The 17,030-nt window shown below is 50.7% G+C and carries 17 protein-coding genes and 1 tRNA gene; 16 read left to right on the forward strand and 2 right to left on the reverse strand.

Annotated features, from left to right (window positions below; all coding sequences use genetic code 11):
* Positions 1–2: 2 nt before the first annotated feature.
* From LKE53_02450 to LKE53_02465, 4 genes are read left to right on the forward strand one after another with little or no spacing between them, the layout of a single operon-like run.
* On the forward strand, positions 3–230 hold the full coding sequence (locus tag LKE53_02450) for a hypothetical protein (protein ID MCH3971625.1): 228 nt from the start codon (positions 3–5) through the stop codon (positions 228–230).
* A complete protein-coding gene (locus LKE53_02455; GenBank protein MCH3971626.1) occupies positions 227–1,321 on the forward strand; it encodes a peptidoglycan-binding protein in 1,095 nt (364 codons plus the stop codon). The genes LKE53_02450 and LKE53_02455 overlap by 4 nt, the downstream gene beginning before the upstream one ends.
* Positions 1,322–1,325: 4 nt before the next feature.
* On the forward strand, positions 1,326–1,583 hold the full coding sequence (locus tag LKE53_02460) for a hypothetical protein (GenBank protein ID MCH3971627.1): 258 nt from the start codon (positions 1,326–1,328) through the stop codon (positions 1,581–1,583).
* Positions 1,555–1,815, forward strand: a complete 261-nt coding sequence (locus tag LKE53_02465) for a phage holin (GenBank protein ID MCH3971628.1) — start codon at positions 1,555–1,557, stop codon at positions 1,813–1,815. The genes LKE53_02460 and LKE53_02465 overlap by 29 nt, the downstream gene beginning before the upstream one ends.
* A 103-nt stretch (positions 1,816–1,918) precedes the next feature.
* On the opposite strand, the gene LKE53_02470 is transcribed toward LKE53_02465, so the two are convergent.
* The gene (locus LKE53_02470) at positions 1,919–2,665 is read right to left on the reverse strand and encodes a M48 family metallopeptidase (protein ID MCH3971629.1); all 747 of its coding nucleotides are present in this window, start codon (positions 2,663–2,665) and stop codon (positions 1,919–1,921) included.
* 154 nt (positions 2,666–2,819) lie between these two features.
* Here LKE53_02470 and LKE53_02475 point away from each other — a divergent pair, with 154 nt between their 5' ends.
* The 6 genes from LKE53_02475 to LKE53_02500 all read left to right on the forward strand — a co-directional run bounded on the left by LKE53_02475 (position 2,820) and on the right by LKE53_02500 (position 9,085).
* Positions 2,820–3,254 (forward strand): MarR family transcriptional regulator, encoded by a 435-nt coding sequence (locus LKE53_02475; GenBank protein MCH3971630.1) that lies wholly within the window; start codon positions 2,820–2,822, stop codon positions 3,252–3,254.
* Positions 3,255–3,297: 43 nt separating this feature from the next.
* A complete protein-coding gene (locus tag LKE53_02480) occupies positions 3,298–5,520 on the forward strand; it encodes an ABC transporter ATP-binding protein/permease (GenBank protein MCH3971631.1) in 2,223 nt (740 codons plus the stop codon).
* Positions 5,517–7,397, forward strand: a complete 1,881-nt coding sequence (locus tag LKE53_02485; protein MCH3971632.1) for an ABC transporter ATP-binding protein/permease — start codon at positions 5,517–5,519, stop codon at positions 7,395–7,397. The genes LKE53_02480 and LKE53_02485 overlap by 4 nt, the downstream gene beginning before the upstream one ends.
* Positions 7,398–7,832: 435 nt before the next feature.
* Positions 7,833–8,339, forward strand: a complete 507-nt coding sequence (locus tag LKE53_02490; GenBank protein MCH3971633.1) for a DUF4358 domain-containing protein — start codon at positions 7,833–7,835, stop codon at positions 8,337–8,339.
* A gap of 41 nt (positions 8,340–8,380) precedes the next feature.
* Positions 8,381–8,454 (forward strand) — tRNA-Gly (locus LKE53_02495).
* Between the two features lie 196 nt (positions 8,455–8,650).
* Positions 8,651–9,085 (forward strand): GNAT family N-acetyltransferase, encoded by a 435-nt coding sequence (locus LKE53_02500; GenBank protein ID MCH3971634.1) that lies wholly within the window; start codon positions 8,651–8,653, stop codon positions 9,083–9,085.
* 120 nt (positions 9,086–9,205) lie between these two features.
* Here LKE53_02500 and LKE53_02505 read toward each other — a convergent pair whose 3' ends face one another.
* Positions 9,206–11,194, reverse strand: coding sequence for a family 31 glucosidase (locus LKE53_02505; protein ID MCH3971635.1), 1,989 nt, complete (start codon positions 11,192–11,194; stop codon positions 9,206–9,208).
* 171 nt (positions 11,195–11,365) lie between these two features.
* Here LKE53_02505 and LKE53_02510 point away from each other — a divergent pair, with 171 nt between their 5' ends.
* From LKE53_02510 to LKE53_02535, 6 genes are all read left to right on the forward strand, one after another.
* Positions 11,366–12,247 carry an AraC family transcriptional regulator gene (locus LKE53_02510; GenBank protein ID MCH3971636.1) on the forward strand — a complete coding sequence of 294 codons (882 nt, stop codon included), beginning with the start codon at positions 11,366–11,368 and terminating at the stop codon, positions 12,245–12,247.
* An 81-nt stretch (positions 12,248–12,328) separates the two neighbouring features.
* Positions 12,329–13,096, forward strand: coding sequence for a 4Fe-4S binding protein (locus LKE53_02515; protein ID MCH3971637.1), 768 nt, complete (start codon positions 12,329–12,331; stop codon positions 13,094–13,096).
* A gap of 123 nt (positions 13,097–13,219) precedes the next feature.
* A complete protein-coding gene (locus tag LKE53_02520) occupies positions 13,220–14,782 on the forward strand; it encodes an amidohydrolase (GenBank protein ID MCH3971638.1) in 1,563 nt (520 codons plus the stop codon).
* Between the two features lie 219 nt (positions 14,783–15,001).
* Positions 15,002–15,379, forward strand: a complete 378-nt coding sequence (locus tag LKE53_02525; GenBank protein ID MCH3971639.1) for a GntR family transcriptional regulator — start codon at positions 15,002–15,004, stop codon at positions 15,377–15,379.
* Positions 15,379–16,077: an ABC transporter ATP-binding protein gene (locus LKE53_02530; GenBank protein MCH3971640.1), complete on the forward strand. Its 699-nt coding sequence runs from the start codon at positions 15,379–15,381 to the stop codon at positions 16,075–16,077. The genes LKE53_02525 and LKE53_02530 overlap by 1 nt, the downstream gene beginning before the upstream one ends.
* Entirely contained in the window at positions 16,071–16,877 is an 807-nt protein-coding gene (locus LKE53_02535; GenBank protein MCH3971641.1) for a hypothetical protein, read from the forward strand. The genes LKE53_02530 and LKE53_02535 overlap by 7 nt, the downstream gene beginning before the upstream one ends.
* Positions 16,878–17,030: the final 153 nt, after the last annotated feature.

Genomic DNA, 17,030 nt, shown 5'->3' on the forward strand with positions numbered 1-17,030 from the left:
AAATGGAAATTGCAGAATTAGAGATCTACCAGCAGATGTTTGGCACCGGCAAAGAAACTGAATTGGCGTATTACCGGACCTATCTGCTGCAAACGGACTACGTCGCGGCGAAAATGGCCGAGGCTGCTTATACTGGTACCAAACTGACAGAAGACTATTCGGAAATTTTAGCTAAGCGGGTCAAATGCCGGCAAAAAATTGATGAGTTAACGGGGGATAAAATATTTTGAAAAATGGAATTGATGTGAGTACATACAATGGTAAAGTAAACTGGAGTGCAGTCAAAGCAAGCGGGGTTGGCTTTGCAATTCTGCGTGCAGGGTATGGCAGTGACCAGGCCAACCAGGACGACTCACAATTTGCACGCAATGTAAGCGAATGTGACCGTCTGGGTCTGCTGTGGGGCGCATATCTTTACAGCTATGCGCTGACAGTAGACAGCGCAAAAAGCGAGCTTGCGCACTTGCTGCGGCTTTTAAAAGGGAAAAAACCGCTTTACCCGGTCTTTATCGACATGGAGGATGCAGATGGCTATAAAGCAAGTCACGGTATGCCAAGCAACCGAACACTGACGGATATCATCAAGGTAGTGTGCAGCGGATTGCAGCGGGCGGGCTATCTGCCGGGATATTATATCAATAAAGACTGGTACGAAAATAAAATTGATACCGGCGAGCTTGGCGGCTATGCGTTTTGGTATGCGCGGCCGGGTGTAGCTGTACCGGATAAAGTGTGCGGTATTTGGCAGAATGCCTTTCCAGAAACAGGAGGGCACTGCAGCGGGGCAAATATTGACGGCGGGGGCTGTGATACAGATATCTGTTACACAGACTATCCTGCGCAAGTGCGTGCCCGCGGCCTAAACGGCTGGGCAAAAGGCAGCGCTGTTCCAGTGGCTGCCAAGGCCGCCCAAGCGGCAGCCGCATCTGCCGGAAACGCGAATACAAGCACAGCACAGCAGTGGTACAACGCGCGCAGCGCTGGACTCAAAGTAGATGGATTTTGGGGGCCGGAGACGCGCAAAGCTGCGATAATGTCGGTGCAGCGCGGCTGTAATCAGTCGTACGGAGCGGGTTTGTCAGTAGACGGCATCTGGGGGCCGAAAACGGATGCAGCAATTAAGACGTTGCGTCTGGGCAGTAAAAACGCGGCTGTGTACAGTCTGCAGGCGGTTTTGATGGCGCACGGCTATGGCTGCGGCGGACTTGACGGCGTGTTCGGTGTCAGTACAGACAGCGCCGTGAGGGCATATCAAAGGACCGCGGGGCTGTCTATCGACGGTATGGCCGGCAAGGCAACATTCGCGGCGCTGTGCAGGTGATACCATGCCCACAGAAGTGATTGTAGCCCTGATTGCTTTTGCCGGAACAGCAGCTGGCAGCTGGGCCGGCGTGCGAAAATCCAACCAGCTGGTGGAGTTTCGACTAAAGAAACTGGAAGAAAAAGTGGAGAAGCACAATCATTTGGTTGAGCGTATGGCAAAGGTGGAGGATTCCGCAAAATCTGCGCATCACCGAATCGACGAGGTACATACAGAATTGGAGGCTTTATACAATGAAAATCAACTGGAAAGTTCGTGTTAAAAATAAAGCGTTTTGGCTGGCATTGGTTCCGGCGGTTCTGCTGCTGGTACAGGTAGTGATAGCGCCTTTTGGGTACAACTGGGACTACGGAATTTGCAGTCAGGAGCTTACAGCGATTGTCAATGCGCTGTTTGCCGTGTTTGCAATTCTTGGTGTGGTCAACGACCCGACTACTGCCGGCGTCGGTGACAGCACCCAGGCACTTTACTATCCGGAACCAAAAAAGAAATAAGCAAAACATAAAAACACCCCGCAGAAATGGCTTTTCGCTGCCTTTCTGTGGGGCGTTTTGCTGTATACACCTTTCCGGTGCAGTGCAAGAGGAACAAATAGGGTCATTCATTATAAAAGACAGAGTAGGCGGGGCTTTTTAAGGGGAGCACGCGGCTGCGGTAGTCCGGCATTATGCTTTCCAGCTCTGCGTAAAAAAACGGGGAGTGATCCGGGTGCAGAAAGTGAACGTATTCGTGCAGGACCACTGCCTGTACGCAGGGCAGCGGTGTTTCGAGCAGGCGGGTGCTCAGCGTAATGATATGTTTTGCGGGAATACAGCTGCCCCAGCGTGAGGTCATGCGCCGTATGCGCAGTGTGACCGCCTGCGGGATAGGTTTGTCCTGCAGCAGGTTTTCAGCCTGACGGGCAGTGTCACCGAAAACAGAAAAACAAACGGTGCGCAGCCATTTCTGCAACAGAGCCTGCCGCTTTTCCGTTTGGGTTTCAGCGGGGGCCTGCAGCAGCAAAGCTGTACCCTGCAGGGAGACTGCACAGTGGCTGGCTGTTTCATTTTGCAGGGTCCGTATCTGCCCCAGCAGGCGGAACTGCTCACCGGTTTGGTATTGATGTTTTGGCGGGAGCAGGACTTTGTGCTCCTGCAGCTTTCTGTGTGCGCTTTGCAGGAAGCTGCTTTTTTGTTGCAGAATACATTCTACTTCCGCTTTTGGCACGCGGCGGGGAGCGGAAACGACAGCGGTTCCGTCTTCCTGCAAATGAATATTTACATTTTTTACCGATTTATGTACTAAGATATAAGGGACTTCGGTCTTGCCGCACAACACCGTGCCGTGTATTACAGAAGCCGCCACTGAGATTTCCCCTCTCTATTGTTTTTTGCTTATCATAGCACAAAGGAAGAAGGAACAAAAGGATTGACATTCACAGTAAGTAGTTTATAATACTAAATTATTAAGAATATTTAAATACTTTATACATGCTACTTTTGAGGGAGGTGAAACGACTTTGGCAGACAATGGGCATGCCCGCTTGTTTGCGGCTGCCGGGCGGGTGCGCAGAAGTACTGGAAAACTGCACCGCCTTTCCAGCATTACGCCGGGAGAGCTGTATGTGCTGTGCCATATTTTGCATTTGCAGCAGGACCATGAGCTGCGCGCCAGCGAGCTTGGCACCCACATGCGCATGAGCCGGCCGGCGGTGAGCCAGGTGCTGCGCTCTTTAGAGAAAAAACATTTGATTGAGCGGGTCAACAGCGCAGAGGACCGGCGGGTTGTGTATGTGCATATCACCGATGACGGGCACCAGCGCTACCGCGAGCTGACCGCGCAGATTTCAGAGAAAATGGACCGTGTGCTCGGCCATATCGGCCCCGAAAAAGAAGAAGAGCTTACGCAGATTCTTAACGAACTTGCAGATGCAATGGACGAGGAGCTCAAGTGAGATTTCGGCAGGTCATTTTTTATAAGCAGAAAGGAAGGAAAGCATGCACAGAATTTCCTGTTACTTTAAAACGTACCTTGGGGCAATCATTCTGGCGGTGCTGCTGCTGTTTGGGCAGGCAATGTGTGATTTGTCTTTGCCAAACTATATGAGCAATATCGTAAATATAGGTATTCAGCAGGGCGGCATTACAGATGCTGCGCCAGATGCCCTAAGCGCAAAAGGACTCCGGTTTTTTGAGCACTTTATGACAACCGGGCAGAAATCTGTCATCGACAAAAGTTATACGTTGGCGAAAACGGGTACCCAGACAGCCCGCTACCCGCAAAATGCCAAAGAGGATATTTATATGCTTAGCAGCAGCGCCGACCGCCAGGCGGTCAGCGCTGTGTTTGGAGAAAACACCTGGACTTTTATTAAGACAATGGAGTCCCTGCAAAGTACCCTTGGCAGTAAAGCCTCTACAGCGCAGAACAGTAGCTCCTCGACAGATATCAGCAACATGGACTTTTCCAAGCTGTATCAGATAGAGCCGCTGCTTCAAAAAGTGCCGCAACAGACCTTTGCAGATGCACAGAAAAAAGCGGCACAGGTGCAGAGCAGTATGAAGCTGCAGAGCGGCACCGTGCTGGTAAAAGCTTTTTATAAAGAACTTGGTGTAGATACCGCGAAAATTGAGCAGAACTATATCATTAAAGAGGGGCTGATGATGCTGCTCTTTACGCTGGGCAGCGCTCTGGCCGCTATTTTAGTGGGCCTATTGGCTTCCCGCGTTTCCGCCGGCATAGGGCGTGACCTGCGGCGGGACGTGTTCCACCGTGTCAATTATTTTTCCAATACCGAATTTGATAAATTCAGCACTGCCTCGCTGATTACGCGCACGACAAATGATATTACACAGGTACAGATGGTTGTACTCATGGGAATCCGCATGCTTTTCTATGCGCCGATGATGGCGATTGGCGGCATTACCATGGCAGTGCGCAAGAGTGTTTCTATGACATGGATTATTGCGCTGGCGGTAATTGTGCTTGTCGGCTTGGTTTGTGTGCTCTTCTCTATTGCACTGCCGCGCTTTAAAAAGATGCAGAGCTTAATTGACCGCATGAATTTGGTGGCACGTGAAAACTTGACGGGCCTGATGGTGACGCGTGCTTTCAGCAATCAACAGTTTGAGGAAGATCGCTTTGATAAGGCCAACCGCGACCTGACAGACAACCAGCGCTTTGTCAACCGGCTGATGTCTATTTTAATGCCGGCAATGATGTTTGTGATGAATGGTATTTCCCTGCTGATTGTCTGGGTGGGTGCACATCAGGTGGCAGAGAGCCAGATTCAGGTTGGTGATATGATGGCCTATATGCAGTACGCCATGCAGATTATCATCAGCTTCCTGTTTATTTCGGCAATCTTCATTTTCCTGCCGCGCGCCTCAGTTTCTGCCGGGCGTATCGCAGATGTTATTGAAACAGAACCGTCCATAAAAGACCCGCCGGCACCCAAGGCATTTGACCCCGACAAAAAGGGCGTGGTCGAGTTTCACAATGTCAGCTTCCATTACAGCGGCGCACAGGAAGATGTGCTGCAGGATATCAGCTTTACAGCCCAGCCAGGCCAGACAACGGCTTTTATCGGCTCGACTGGCTCTGGCAAGAGCACACTGATCAATCTGATTCCGCGCTTTTATGACGTGACCGGCGGCTCTGTGCTGGTAGAGGGACGTGACGTGCGCGACGTGACGCAGAAAGACCTGCGCAGGCGTATCGGCTATGTTCCGCAGAAAGGCGTGCTGCTGACCGGCAGTGTGGCTTCCAATTTGCGCTATGGCAAAGACGACGCAACACAGCAAGACCTGCACGAAGCGGCGCAGGTGGCACAGGCGACAGAGTTTATCGATGCTATGCCGCACGGTATGGAGACCGAAATCGCGCAGGGTGGCAGCAATGTTTCTGGTGGGCAGAAGCAGCGCCTGTCTATTGCGCGCGCACTGGCTACAAAAGCGCAGATTTACATTTTTGACGACAGCTTTTCTGCACTGGACTTTAAGACAGACGCGGCGCTGCGGGCTGCGCTGAAAAAGCAGATCAGCGGCGCAACCGTGCTTTTGGTAGCACAGCGTGTTTCCACAATTATGGACGCTGACCAGATTGTTGTATTGGATGAGGGCAGAATTGTCGGCCGGGGCACGCACCGCGAGCTGCTGAAAAACTGCCGGACGTACTATGAAATTGCTTCGAGCCAGCTGACAAAGGAGGAATTAGCATGAGTGAAATGCAAACCTCCAGACCGCCCCGGCGCCGCGGCCCTATGGGCCATGGGCCAATGGGTGTACCCGGCGAAAAAGCCAAGGACCTTTCCGGTACGTTTAAAAAGCTGCTGCATTATATGAGCAGACATAAATTCAAAATCATTCTGGTACTGATCTTTGCCGTATGTTCCACCATCTTTATGATTGTGGGGCCAAAAATTCTAGGCAAAGCTACCACAGAAATCTTTACCGGCCTAGTCAACCAGATTTCCGGCACAGGTGAGGGTATCAATTTTGTCCGCATCGCGCAGATTCTGCTGTTCCTGCTGACAATCTATTTAATCAGCGCGGCTTTTAGCTACGCACAGGGCTGGATTATGACCGGGGTCACCATGGACGTGACCTACTGCCTGCGCCGCGATATCGCGGCAAAGATTCAGCGCCTGCCGTTTTCTTATTATGATACCACGACAAATGGCGAGGTGCTGTCGCGCCTGACCAATGATGTTGATACCATTTCCCAGAGCCTCAACCAGTCTTTGACACAGATTATCACCAGTGTTACACAGCTGATCGGCATTCTTATTATGATGTTTTCTATCAACTGGAAAATGTCGTTGGTGGCCCTGTGCATTGTGCCCCTTTCTGCTTTGGTAATTATGCTGGTAGTCAAGCATTCACAGAAATACTATAAGCAGCAGCAGGACTATCTGGGCCACGTCAACGGCCATATCGAGGAAATGTATGGCAGCCATGTGATTGTGCAGGCCTTTAACGGAGAAGAGAAAAACGAAGAGGCATTTTCGGATTACAATGAAAATTTATACCATTCCGCATGGAAAAGCCAGTTTTTCTCCAGCATGATGCAGCCGATTATGGCCTTTATCGGCAATGTCGGTTTTGTAGCCATCTGTATTTTAGGTGGCTGGTATGCGATACAGGGCGCCATCACAGTCGGCGATATCCAGGCATTTACGCAGTATGTGCGTCAGTTTACGCAGCCCATTCAGCAGGTAGCAAACATCTCTAATGTGCTGCAGTCTACAGCAGCGGCTGCCGAGCGCGTCTTTGACTTCTTGGAAGAAAAAGAGGAACCTGCAGAAAGCAAAAATGCGATTACTCTGAATACAACCGACAAACCGGATACAGAACTGAACGTGCATATCAACGGCAGCGTGCAGTTTGCGCATGTCAGCTTTGGCTATACACCGGAAAAGCAGATTATCCATGATTTCTGCGCGACTGTAGAGCCGGGCCAGCGTGTTGCCATTGTCGGCCCGACCGGCGCAGGCAAAACGACCATGGTAAAGCTGCTGATGCGTTTTTATGATGTCAACAGCGGCGCCATTTTGGTAGATGGCTATGATATCCGCGACTTTAAGCGGCATGACCTGCGCATGCTGTTTGGCATGGTGCTGCAGGACACTTGGCTTTACAACGCCTCTATCCGCGAAAACATCCGCTATGGCTGCCGCAACGCGACAGATGAGCAGATTGCTGCTGCCGCAAAGAGCGCCCAGGTAGACCACTTTGTGCGCACAATGCCGGGTGGGTACGACATGATTTTAAATGAAGAAGCAAGCAATATCAGCCAGGGGCAGAAACAGCTTTTGACGATTGCCCGGGCTTTTCTCGCTGACCCACAGATCTTGATTCTGGATGAGGCCACTTCCAGTGTAGATACCCGTACAGAAATCTTGATTCAGCGCGCGATGGATGAACTGATGAAGGGCCGCACCTCGTTCATTATTGCGCACCGCTTGTCGACTATTCGTGACGCAGACCTAATCCTTGTTATGGACCACGGCGATATTGTCGAGCAGGGCACACATGAATCTCTGCTGGCAAAGGGTGGCTTTTACGCCAACCTTTACAACAGCCAGTTTGCCGACTGATTTGTCGAAAAAGATGGACCGTTTGCAGGCTTTGTCCTGCAGCGGCCCATTTTTTATGTGAAATAATTTTTTAGAAAACGAAATGCCTAAAAAGCCGCTTCTCTTCTGTCATATTGTAATGATTTTGTAACTTATCAAACGTGAGAACATAAGGAATTTCAACAAAGCGGATGTTGAAAGCGGGGAAAATTCCACCCCATTCGCCCAAAATGGCGGGCGAAAGGCCTTTTTTGGTTGAAAACACAGTTGAAAATGTTGAAGACTTTTAAACAGGAAGTATTTTACATGCGGTAAGAACAAAAGTTATGTAAACCTTTGAAATGGAATGAGAAAAAAGAACTTGAAAATATGCTCAATTAAGTTCATAATTAGAATTATTATTTAGTTAGAATCCCGTAAAATAAGAGAATCATATCGTAGGAGGCTAAAATACCTATGAAAATCCGTGTGAAGCCCCGGTGGATCCTTCTTTCAGTTTTTGCAGTTGTGGCGGCAGCTTGTGTAGTGTTTGTGGGAGTACACACGCTATATGTGCAGCATAAAGAGAACAGCCGCCCCCCTGCGGGGGAACTGGCAGCGCAGATTGTGCAGGAGATTGGCTGTGAAGACAGCTATACGCAGGTGCCGAATGCTTCTGTGCAGAAATATTATCCATTTACCGGCAGTGTGGTCGAAAGTCAGGGCATGTGGCTTTCTAAGGAAAGCAGCAAGGCTGGTGAGCTGTGCTGCTTTCGCCTGCGCAGTACCGCGGACGCCCAGCAAGCCAAAAAAGTCATTGGCAGCCGCCTGCAGCGAAAAGCGCAGGCTTTTCTCGGGGTCAGCCGCGACCAGTATCAGCTGGTACAGCAGGCAGCGGTGGTGCAGAAAGACCGCTACTTACTGGTGGCTGTTTCCGGCGACCCGCAGGCTGAAATCGATATTTTTCAAAAACTTCTAAAATAACTTGCAGCAGTATCTGTTTTGTGCTATAATTTCTCTGTTATGCAGAAGTAGTTCAGTGGCAGAATACCAGCTTCCCAAGCTGAGGATGCGGGTTCGATTCCCGTCTTCTGCTCCAAGTGAAAAGTCCCCGAAAGCCTTGAAACATCTGGCTTTCGGGGACTTTTGTATTTTCATCTGATGATTTTTTTCAAGGTGGCTGCAAGGCAAAGTCCCTTGCCTTCTCTGCGACGGCGTGTTATTCTTTCTTTAGCGCGAGGCGCACAGCGGTGCACCAACTCCCCAAAACCGGGTCGCTTTGGAAAGGAAAAGCCATGAAGATTACTTACCGTGAAAGCAAAGAATTTACGCCCGCCCAGCTCGAGGACCTGTTTTCTTCCGTAAAATGGGAGTCCGGCAAGTACCCAAACCGCTTGGCAGAGGGAATGAAAAACTCATCAGTTGTGATTTCTGCATGGGACAGAGACACCCTTGTCGGTTTGGTGAGAAGCTTAGATGATGGGGCCACGACGGCGTTCCTTCATTACCTGCTGGTAAGGCCGGCCTATCAGAAACTGAGAATCGGATATGCCCTGATGGAAAAAATGATGAGGCACTACACCGATTTTCTGTATGTCAAAATTATGCCATCAGATAAGGCAGTTGTTCCGTTCTATCAGAAATTTGGGTTTAAGAATTTCGACAATTATTGTGCCTTAGAGGTTAAAAATCTGGGCCGAGTTGCAGACAAAATACCCAGCGGCAGATAAAATTGCGCCTGTCCTGTTCAGGTAGCCCTAAAAACGCAAATACAAAAACGCAGAGCCGAGGATAAAATCCATCTGCTCTGCGCCTTTTCTATCTCTTTTGTGAGGACTGATTGTTCATCCTTATTTTGTCAGCCGCTCAAACACCGGGATATACTCCAGCGGCGCTTTTACAGTGACGGACTCTCCACCGGCAAACTGCTCACCGGAGTGAATCTCCTGCCAATTTCCCGCAGGGAGATATACTTTTCGTTCAAAGGTTTTCGGTGTAAGAATAGGCGCAACCAGATAACGGGAACCGAACATATACTGGTCGTCCAGATTCCAGCAGGCGGCGTCCTGTGGGAACTCAAAGAACATGGTGCGCATCAGGGGCGCGCCGGTCTCGTGTGCTTGCTGCATCAGATCCATCAGGTAGGGCTTCAGTGTAAGGCGGGTGTCAAGGTTGGCTTTCAGAATACGGAAAACATCCTCGCCGTAGCTCCAAAGCTCATTGGGCTGGCCGGTATGCAGGTATCCGCCGCCGTAGTCGCGGTGGTCGAGCTCTGGAATATTATAGGGCCCACGGTCACCGTGCATACGCAGAATGGGGCAGAAAACCGCAAATTCATACCAACGCACCAGCAGCTCACGAAAATCGGGGTCATTGACATCATCTGTCATAAAGCCGCCGATGTCTGTTGTCCACCAGGGAATGCCGGCAATGCCGATATTCAGTCCGGCCGAAATTTGGTCGCGCAGCGCTTCATAGGTGCTGGGAATATCGCCGGACCAAAGCAGTGTGGAGTATTTCTGGCTGCCGACCCACCCGCAGCGAATCAGGTTCATAAAAGGAGTGCGGCCGTCCGCGGTCATGCCGTCATGGAAAGTCTTTGCGTAGTCTTTCGGGTATGCGGCGCCGTATTTCTGCATGGGGCCGTCGTAGCAACGGATATTGTCAAAATCATAAACAGCAAGGTCCGGCTCGGCATTGTCCAGCCAAAAGAAATCAATACCCAGATCACTGTAATTCTTTTTGCAGGTTTCGTATAGGAACTGGCGTGCCTCGGGGTTAAACAAATCAATGGTAGCGCACTCGCCCTGGAAATCATAGGTCTCTACAGTGCCGCGCTCGGTTCGCAGCAGCAGACCGCGCTCCTGCAGTTCGCCAAAGTTTTTGCCGCGCTTGTCGACAGAGGGCCATACGGATACCATCACTTTAATACCCATAGCGTGCAGTTCGTCAGTCATAGCGCGTACATCGGGCCAATACTTTTTGTCGAAGCACCAGGAGCCCTGGTATGGCCAGTGGAAGAAATCAATGACGATGACATCCAGCGGAATGCCCAGTTCACGGTATTTCCGCGCGACGGCGAGCACTTCTTCCTGCGAGCGGTAGCGCAGCTTGCACTGCCACAGGCCGAGGATCTTTTCCGGGAACATCGGGGAACGGCCGACAACATCGGTGTAGTTTTCAATGATCTTTGCAGGGGCTTCATCTGTTGTAATCCAGTAATCTAGTTCTTCTGCCTCTGTAGCGGTCCACTCTGTCAGGTTTTTGCCGAAAGAGACGGTGCCCACAGCGGGGTTGTTCCACAAAAGGCCATAGCCGAGATTTGAGAGTACAAATGGAATAGAGGACTGAGAGTTTCTCTGGGCAAGCTCCAGCGTGCAGCCCTTTAGGTCCAGGTAAGGTTGCTGGTACTGCCCCATGCCAAACAGCTTTTCGCCGTCGCGGCTCTCAAAGCGGGCTTTGATGGTGTAATCATTTCCGGCCAGCGGCTTCAGTTCGCGGCCCTCCAGTTTCAGGGCACGGCCCTCTTTGCAGATAGTGCCGCCGTAGTTGCGGTAGTATTCGCGCAGCAGCAGAGTGTCTTCCTTAAAAAAGGAGATGACACCGGTGGAGTTCAGCACTGCCCGCAGGGAGCCGCTGCGAATTTCGGCGCCGTCGGGGCTCAGGCGAATTTGTGCATCGGCAGAGCGCTTTTCCGGGTCGAGGGCGTTGCAGCGGCCGCTGAAAGCGCGGTTTGCTGTGCTGCGCACGCGCAGCGCATTTTTGCCCCAGGCTTCAATGCAAAGGGTCTCGTGCTCGTGACGCCCAATCAGGCATCCGTTCTTTTGGGTAAATTCCATAGAGAAACCTTCTTTCTTTGCCATATCAGGGACTTGGCAAACAGAGTGAAAATAAAAGCATTTCTATAAAAATGCTGTACGGGTTGCTTCAATTCTTATTATAGTTGACAGTAAGCTCAAAATGCTTTAACGTATTTGATGAACACTAACACAATTTTGACAGGAGCGGTTATGCAGCAAAATGATTTAATGAGGGAATCCATTCCACATGGCGATGCACTTTTTCCCATGTCTCTGCACGAGATTGCAACAGACTGCAAACATACCGAGCGGCTGGAATGCCACTGGCACAAAGAAATCGAAATCCTGGTTGCGACTGCGGGGCAGGCGGTGTTCCGCATCGATACCGAGTCGTTTCCGCTCAGTGCGGGCGAGGCTGTCTTTGTAAACGGCAACCGCTTGCATTCCGCGCGGGCGGCTGAGATGGAGCCTTTCGAGTACTTTGCAGTGGTCTTTGATCTGTCGCTGCTGTCCGGTGAAGTAAATGACCGTATTAGCCAGCGGTACATTGCGCCGGTGGTAAACGGCAGCATTGCCTTTTCGGAAAAAATTACGCGTGAAGAATACGGCGGGGAAGTTTTTGGCCTGCTTTTTGCAATACGGGAAGCATACCGAAAAAAAGAGCTGCTGTATGAAATGAATATCAAAATCAAACTGATGGAGATTTGGACAATTTTGTACAGACACGCAGAAAAGGCCCAGGGACCAGCGCCCAAGGCGGAAAATTATAAAATAGAAAGCATCAAGAGAATCATGCGCTATATACAGGAACATTATCGGGAAGACATCACGGTTTCCGGCATGGCAGAAAGGTGCGGTATGAGCGAGAGCCAATTCTGCCGCTTCTTCAGGAGCATGGCGCAGAGCTCGGCCGTACATTATATCCAGACCTGCCGGGTAACAGAGAGCTGCCGCCTTTTGCGGACCACCGACCTGCCGGTCAGCGCAGTTGCTCTGCAGGTTGGCTTTGAAAACATCAGCTATTTCAACCGCGTTTTTCTACGGTTTATGCACCGTTCGCCCTCGGCGTTTCGCGCGCAGGAAAATCTATAAAGTGCTTTTGCGCCGCACGCTGTCAATCAATTTCTATATCATTCTGTACAATAAAATAAATACAAAAAGGAGCCAGCCGTTATGAAAGCTTATGAAATCACCTTCAGCCCAACCGGTGGAACGAAAAAGGCGGCAGATTTTCTGCTGTCGCAGTTCGCCTGCGAAAAGGAAGAAATCAACCTGCTTCCGCTGGGCACAGATTACAGCGGATATTGCTTTTCAAAAGAAGACATCTGTCTGTTTGCAGTGCCCTCTTTCGGGGGAAGAGTGCCGCAGACTGCGGCAGAGCGCATTTTAGCGATGCAAGGAAATTCAGCAAGGGCTGTCCTGCTCTGCATCTATGGAAACCGCGCTTACGACGATACTTTGCTGGAGCTGAAAGATATTGTAAAACAGGCGGGATTTTTGCCGGTCGCGGCGGCCACGGCAGTGGCAGAGCACTCGATTATGCGGCAGTTTGCGACAGGGCGGCCGGACACGGCAGACGAAATAGAATTGAAGGACTTTTCCCAAACAATCTGGGACAAAATCAGCGCGGGGGAAACAATGCCGGAAGCAGAGGTGCCCGGCAACGAGGATTACCGAAAATACGGCGGCGTTCCCTTTAAGCCAAGCACAGATGAAAAATGCAACGCTTGCGGTATTTGTGCCCGTGAATGTCCGGTTGGCGCGATTGACAAAGACACCCTGCACAAGACCGACAAGAGCAAGTGTATTTCCTGTATGCGCTGTATACAAGTATGCCCGCAGCACGCAAGGAACCTAAACAGACTCATGCTGGACGTTGCATCGAAAAAACTGGAAAAAGCCTGTGCCGGCAGAAAAGAAAATGAGCTTTTCTTTGGCTGATGCCGCTCTTTGAGAAAAAAGAGACCCACGTGCATTGCGGCGGCCTGCCCTGCACATAACCTTTACAGGGCCGACAAAGAGGAAAGGCCTTTTATCTATCCTATAAAAAGGAGGCAGCAAAACATGAAGACCATTTACTATCACGGCGATATCCTTACAATGGCAGAGCCGCAGCAAGCAGCAGGGGTCCTGACCGATGGAAGAAAGGTTCTTGCTGTCGGGGAGCCAAAAACTTTGCAGGCACAGGCGCCGGAAGCACACCTGTATGACCTTGGCGGCTGTACCATGATGCCTGCTTTTATTGACGCGCACAGCCATTTTACAGAGGTTGCTACTGGAATGCTGCAAGTCTCTTTAGATGAGGCCGACAGCACCGCAGCTGTTGCGGAGAAGGTACAAAAGCATATCCGCGAAAACGGCATTCAGCCGGGTGAATGGGTGCAGGCAAAAGACTACGACCATAGCCGCATGCCTGGCGGCAAAAACCCGACACTCGCGCAGCTTGGCGCCATGGCACCTGATAATCCGCTGGTGATTCAGCACAAGTCGGGGCACTTTGGGCTTTTTAATGCAAAGGCGCTTGCCGCGGCCGGCATATCTGCAGAAACACCAAACCCAGCGGGCGGGACAATCGGCAGAGATGCTGCAGGGTTTACGGGATATCTTGAAGAAAACGCATACTTTGCGGCGGTGAAAAAGATACCGCTGCCCGGCGCGAAAACTCTGCTTTCCGTGTACCGCAGGGCACAGGAAAAGTATCTTTCGTACGGAATTACGACGATACAAGAGGGAATGCTCGTAAAAGAAATGCTTCCACTTTACCGGCTGCTTCTCTCTTCTGATCTGCTGAAAGTGGACTTGGTCGCTTACCCGGATTTAGAGACTTTTCCGATTGTAAAAGAAGAGCTCTGGAAAAATTATAAGCAGTACGACCGGCACATTAAAATCGGTGGTATCAAGATTTTTCTTGATGGTTCGCCGCAGGGACGCACTGCCTGGATGGAAACACCATACGCTGGAGAAACGGATTACCGCGGGTACGGAACCATGACAGATGAGCAGGTAAAGGCGGCTATGCAGCTTGCTGCGCAGAATGAAGTGCAGCTTTTGGCCCACTGCAATGGCGACGCCGCGGCCGCACAGTTTCTGCGCTGCCTTGCAGAGACCGAAAAAGACTATCCGGTGCTCAAAACACTGCGCCCGGTCATGATTCATGCACAGCTTTTAAGGCCTGACCAGATGGACCAGGCGAAACAATGCGGCGCATTTGTTTCTTTCTTTGCTGCGCATGTGTACCACTGGGGAGATGTGCATATTAAAAACTTTGGGCTCGAAAGAGCACAGCAAATCAGTGCGGCGGCGTCGGCGGTCAAGCACGGGGTCCCGTTTACCTTCCATCAGGACTCGCCTGTCATTGAGCCGGACATGCTCGAAACGGTCTGGTGTGCGGTCAACAGAAAGACAAAAGACGGCGTGCTGCTCGGGCCGGATGAATGCATCCCTGTCCTGGAGGCACTGCGGGCTGTGACGATAAACGCGGCCCGGCAGTACGGGGAAGAAGCCGAAAAGGGAAGTATAGCGCCCGGAAAGCAGGCAGACCTCATCCTTCTAAGCGAAAACCCGCTGTGCATTGCTCCCGAAAAGATTCGGGATATCAAGGTAGTAAAGACTATTAAAGCAGAATAGTGCGCAGCTACAAAAATCCTCGGAAACCGGCACGTGTGGCTTTCGGGGATTTTTGTAGCTGCTGCGCCGGCGTGGGGGCAGAGATGGGCCGCTTTCGCGGATTTTTTGAAAAAGATTCTGTTAAACTGAAAAAAATCTTGAAAAGCACTTGACAAGGGTGCTGTATGATTGTATTATTGTACTAAGTTATTAATACAGTGATACAAAGGAGGAAGTCTGATGGCATGGCAGTTTTCATCTGACAGACCTATTTATACACAGCTGACCGACCAGGTCAAGCTGCGCATTGTTTCCGGCCGCTACCCGGCCGGCAGCAAGCTGCCCAGTGTGCGTGACCTGGCAGCAGAGGCTTCGGTAAATCCCAATACAATGCAGCGCGCTTTGGCGCAGCTTGAGACCGAGGGCCTTATCTTTTCACAGCGGACCAACGGCCGCTTTGTGACGCAGAGGGAGGATACCATTATGAACCTGAAAGAAAACCTGGCAAAGGAAGTTGTACGCGAATTCCTACAGAAAATGGAAAGCCTCGGCTTTACCCAGGCGGCGGCCGCGCAGCTGGTACAGGAAACAAAACCAAGAGAAGAGGAGGCATCTTGATGGAACCTATTTTACAGTGCAGCGGTCTGTGCAAAAACTACGGGGGAAAGCAGGCTCTGCATGATGTCAACTTAAAAATTGAACGCGGCCGCATTGTGGGCCTTTTGGGGCCGAACGGTAGCGGAAAGAGCACCCTGATCAAACTTTGCAGCGGGCTTTTGACTCCCACCGCCGGTAGCCTGACCATTGACGGCACAGCTCCCGGCGTCGAAACAAAAAGAGCTGTTTCTTACCTGCCAGAGCGCAGCTACCTGGGTGATTGGATGCGGGTAAACGACCTGCTTTCCATGTTTTCTGATTTTTACGCCGACTTTGACTTGAGCAAGGCACTGGATATGCTGCAGCGGCTGAGCATCAGTCTTTCCAGCCCGCTGCGCACCATGAGCAAGGGCACACGCGAAAAGGTACAGCTGATTTTGGTGATGAGCCGCAATGCCGAGCTTTATCTGCTGGATGAGCCGATTGGCGGCGTAGACCCCGCGGCCCGCGATTACATTTTAAATACCATTATCAATAACTACAGTGAGAACGCCACAGTAATCCTCAGTACACACCTGATCGCCGACGTGGAGAAGATTTTGGACGAAGTGATTTTCCTGCGCGAGGGCAGCGTGCTGCTGCACACCCCTGCGGATGAACTGCGCGAACACGAGGGGAAGAGCGTGGATGCTTGCTTCCGGGAGGTATTCAAATGCTGACAAAACTGATTCGCTATGATTTTCGTTCAACAGGGCGTGCCTTTGGGCCGATGTACCTGGTCGTTTTGGTACTGTCTGTGCTGTATGCGGTTTTTAGCTGTGTTCCCCGCGTCAGCTTTATCCCGCTGAAAGTCCTTTTTGAAATTATTCTTGTGCTGTATACGCTGGCCCTGATTGCGCTGTTTTTGTTGACCATGGTCTTTTGCATTAAGTATTTTTACGATAATCTGTTTCGGGACGAGGGCTACCTGATGCATACTCTGCCGGTCACGCCGGCACAGCTGCTCTGGAGCAAGATTATCACCGGCGGCGTGTGGACCTTGGCTTCCTGCGTGGTCGCTTATGGCAGCCTTTATATTTCAAATTTACTACAGACCCGCAGAAGCGACTTCCTGCAGAGCATTTGGCATACACTTTCCCAGACAGGGCAGCACCCGGATTACATCTGGGCCATCCTTTTGGCACTGTTGGATTTGATTGCCGGGCTGATTTTTGCAGAGCTGATTTTCTACACTTCCATGAGTGTTGGCAGCCTAGTGCAGAAACATCACCGCATGGTTTCTATTTTTGTGCTGATTGGTTTCATGGTTGTGCACACGATTATCATCACCATAATTTACGAACTTTGCAGCACATCGCCGTTTCGAGCTTTTATCGAAAACAACCTGCGTATCAATGTAAATGCTGTACAGGGTGCAGATGTACTGCTCGGCGGTATTTTGGCGTATTTTGTTGTGTTCAATATCATCAATTTTGCCATCACCAATGTAATTATGAAAAAGCACCTGAATCTTCAGTGAATGTACGGCAAGACTTTTTAGCACTCAATTCAATAGAGTGCTAAAATTAAATATTTAGACATTATTTATTCACACAGCATTCATATACTCTGGATATACTAGCGTCTGTAAGGCTTAGGGAAGTCCCCGCAGCGGGACTTTACCGGCGCCGAC

It is taken from the genome of Oscillospiraceae bacterium, from assembly GCA_022483045.1.
In the GTDB taxonomy this organism is placed as follows: domain Bacteria; phylum Bacillota; class Clostridia; order Oscillospirales; family Acutalibacteraceae; genus Caproicibacterium.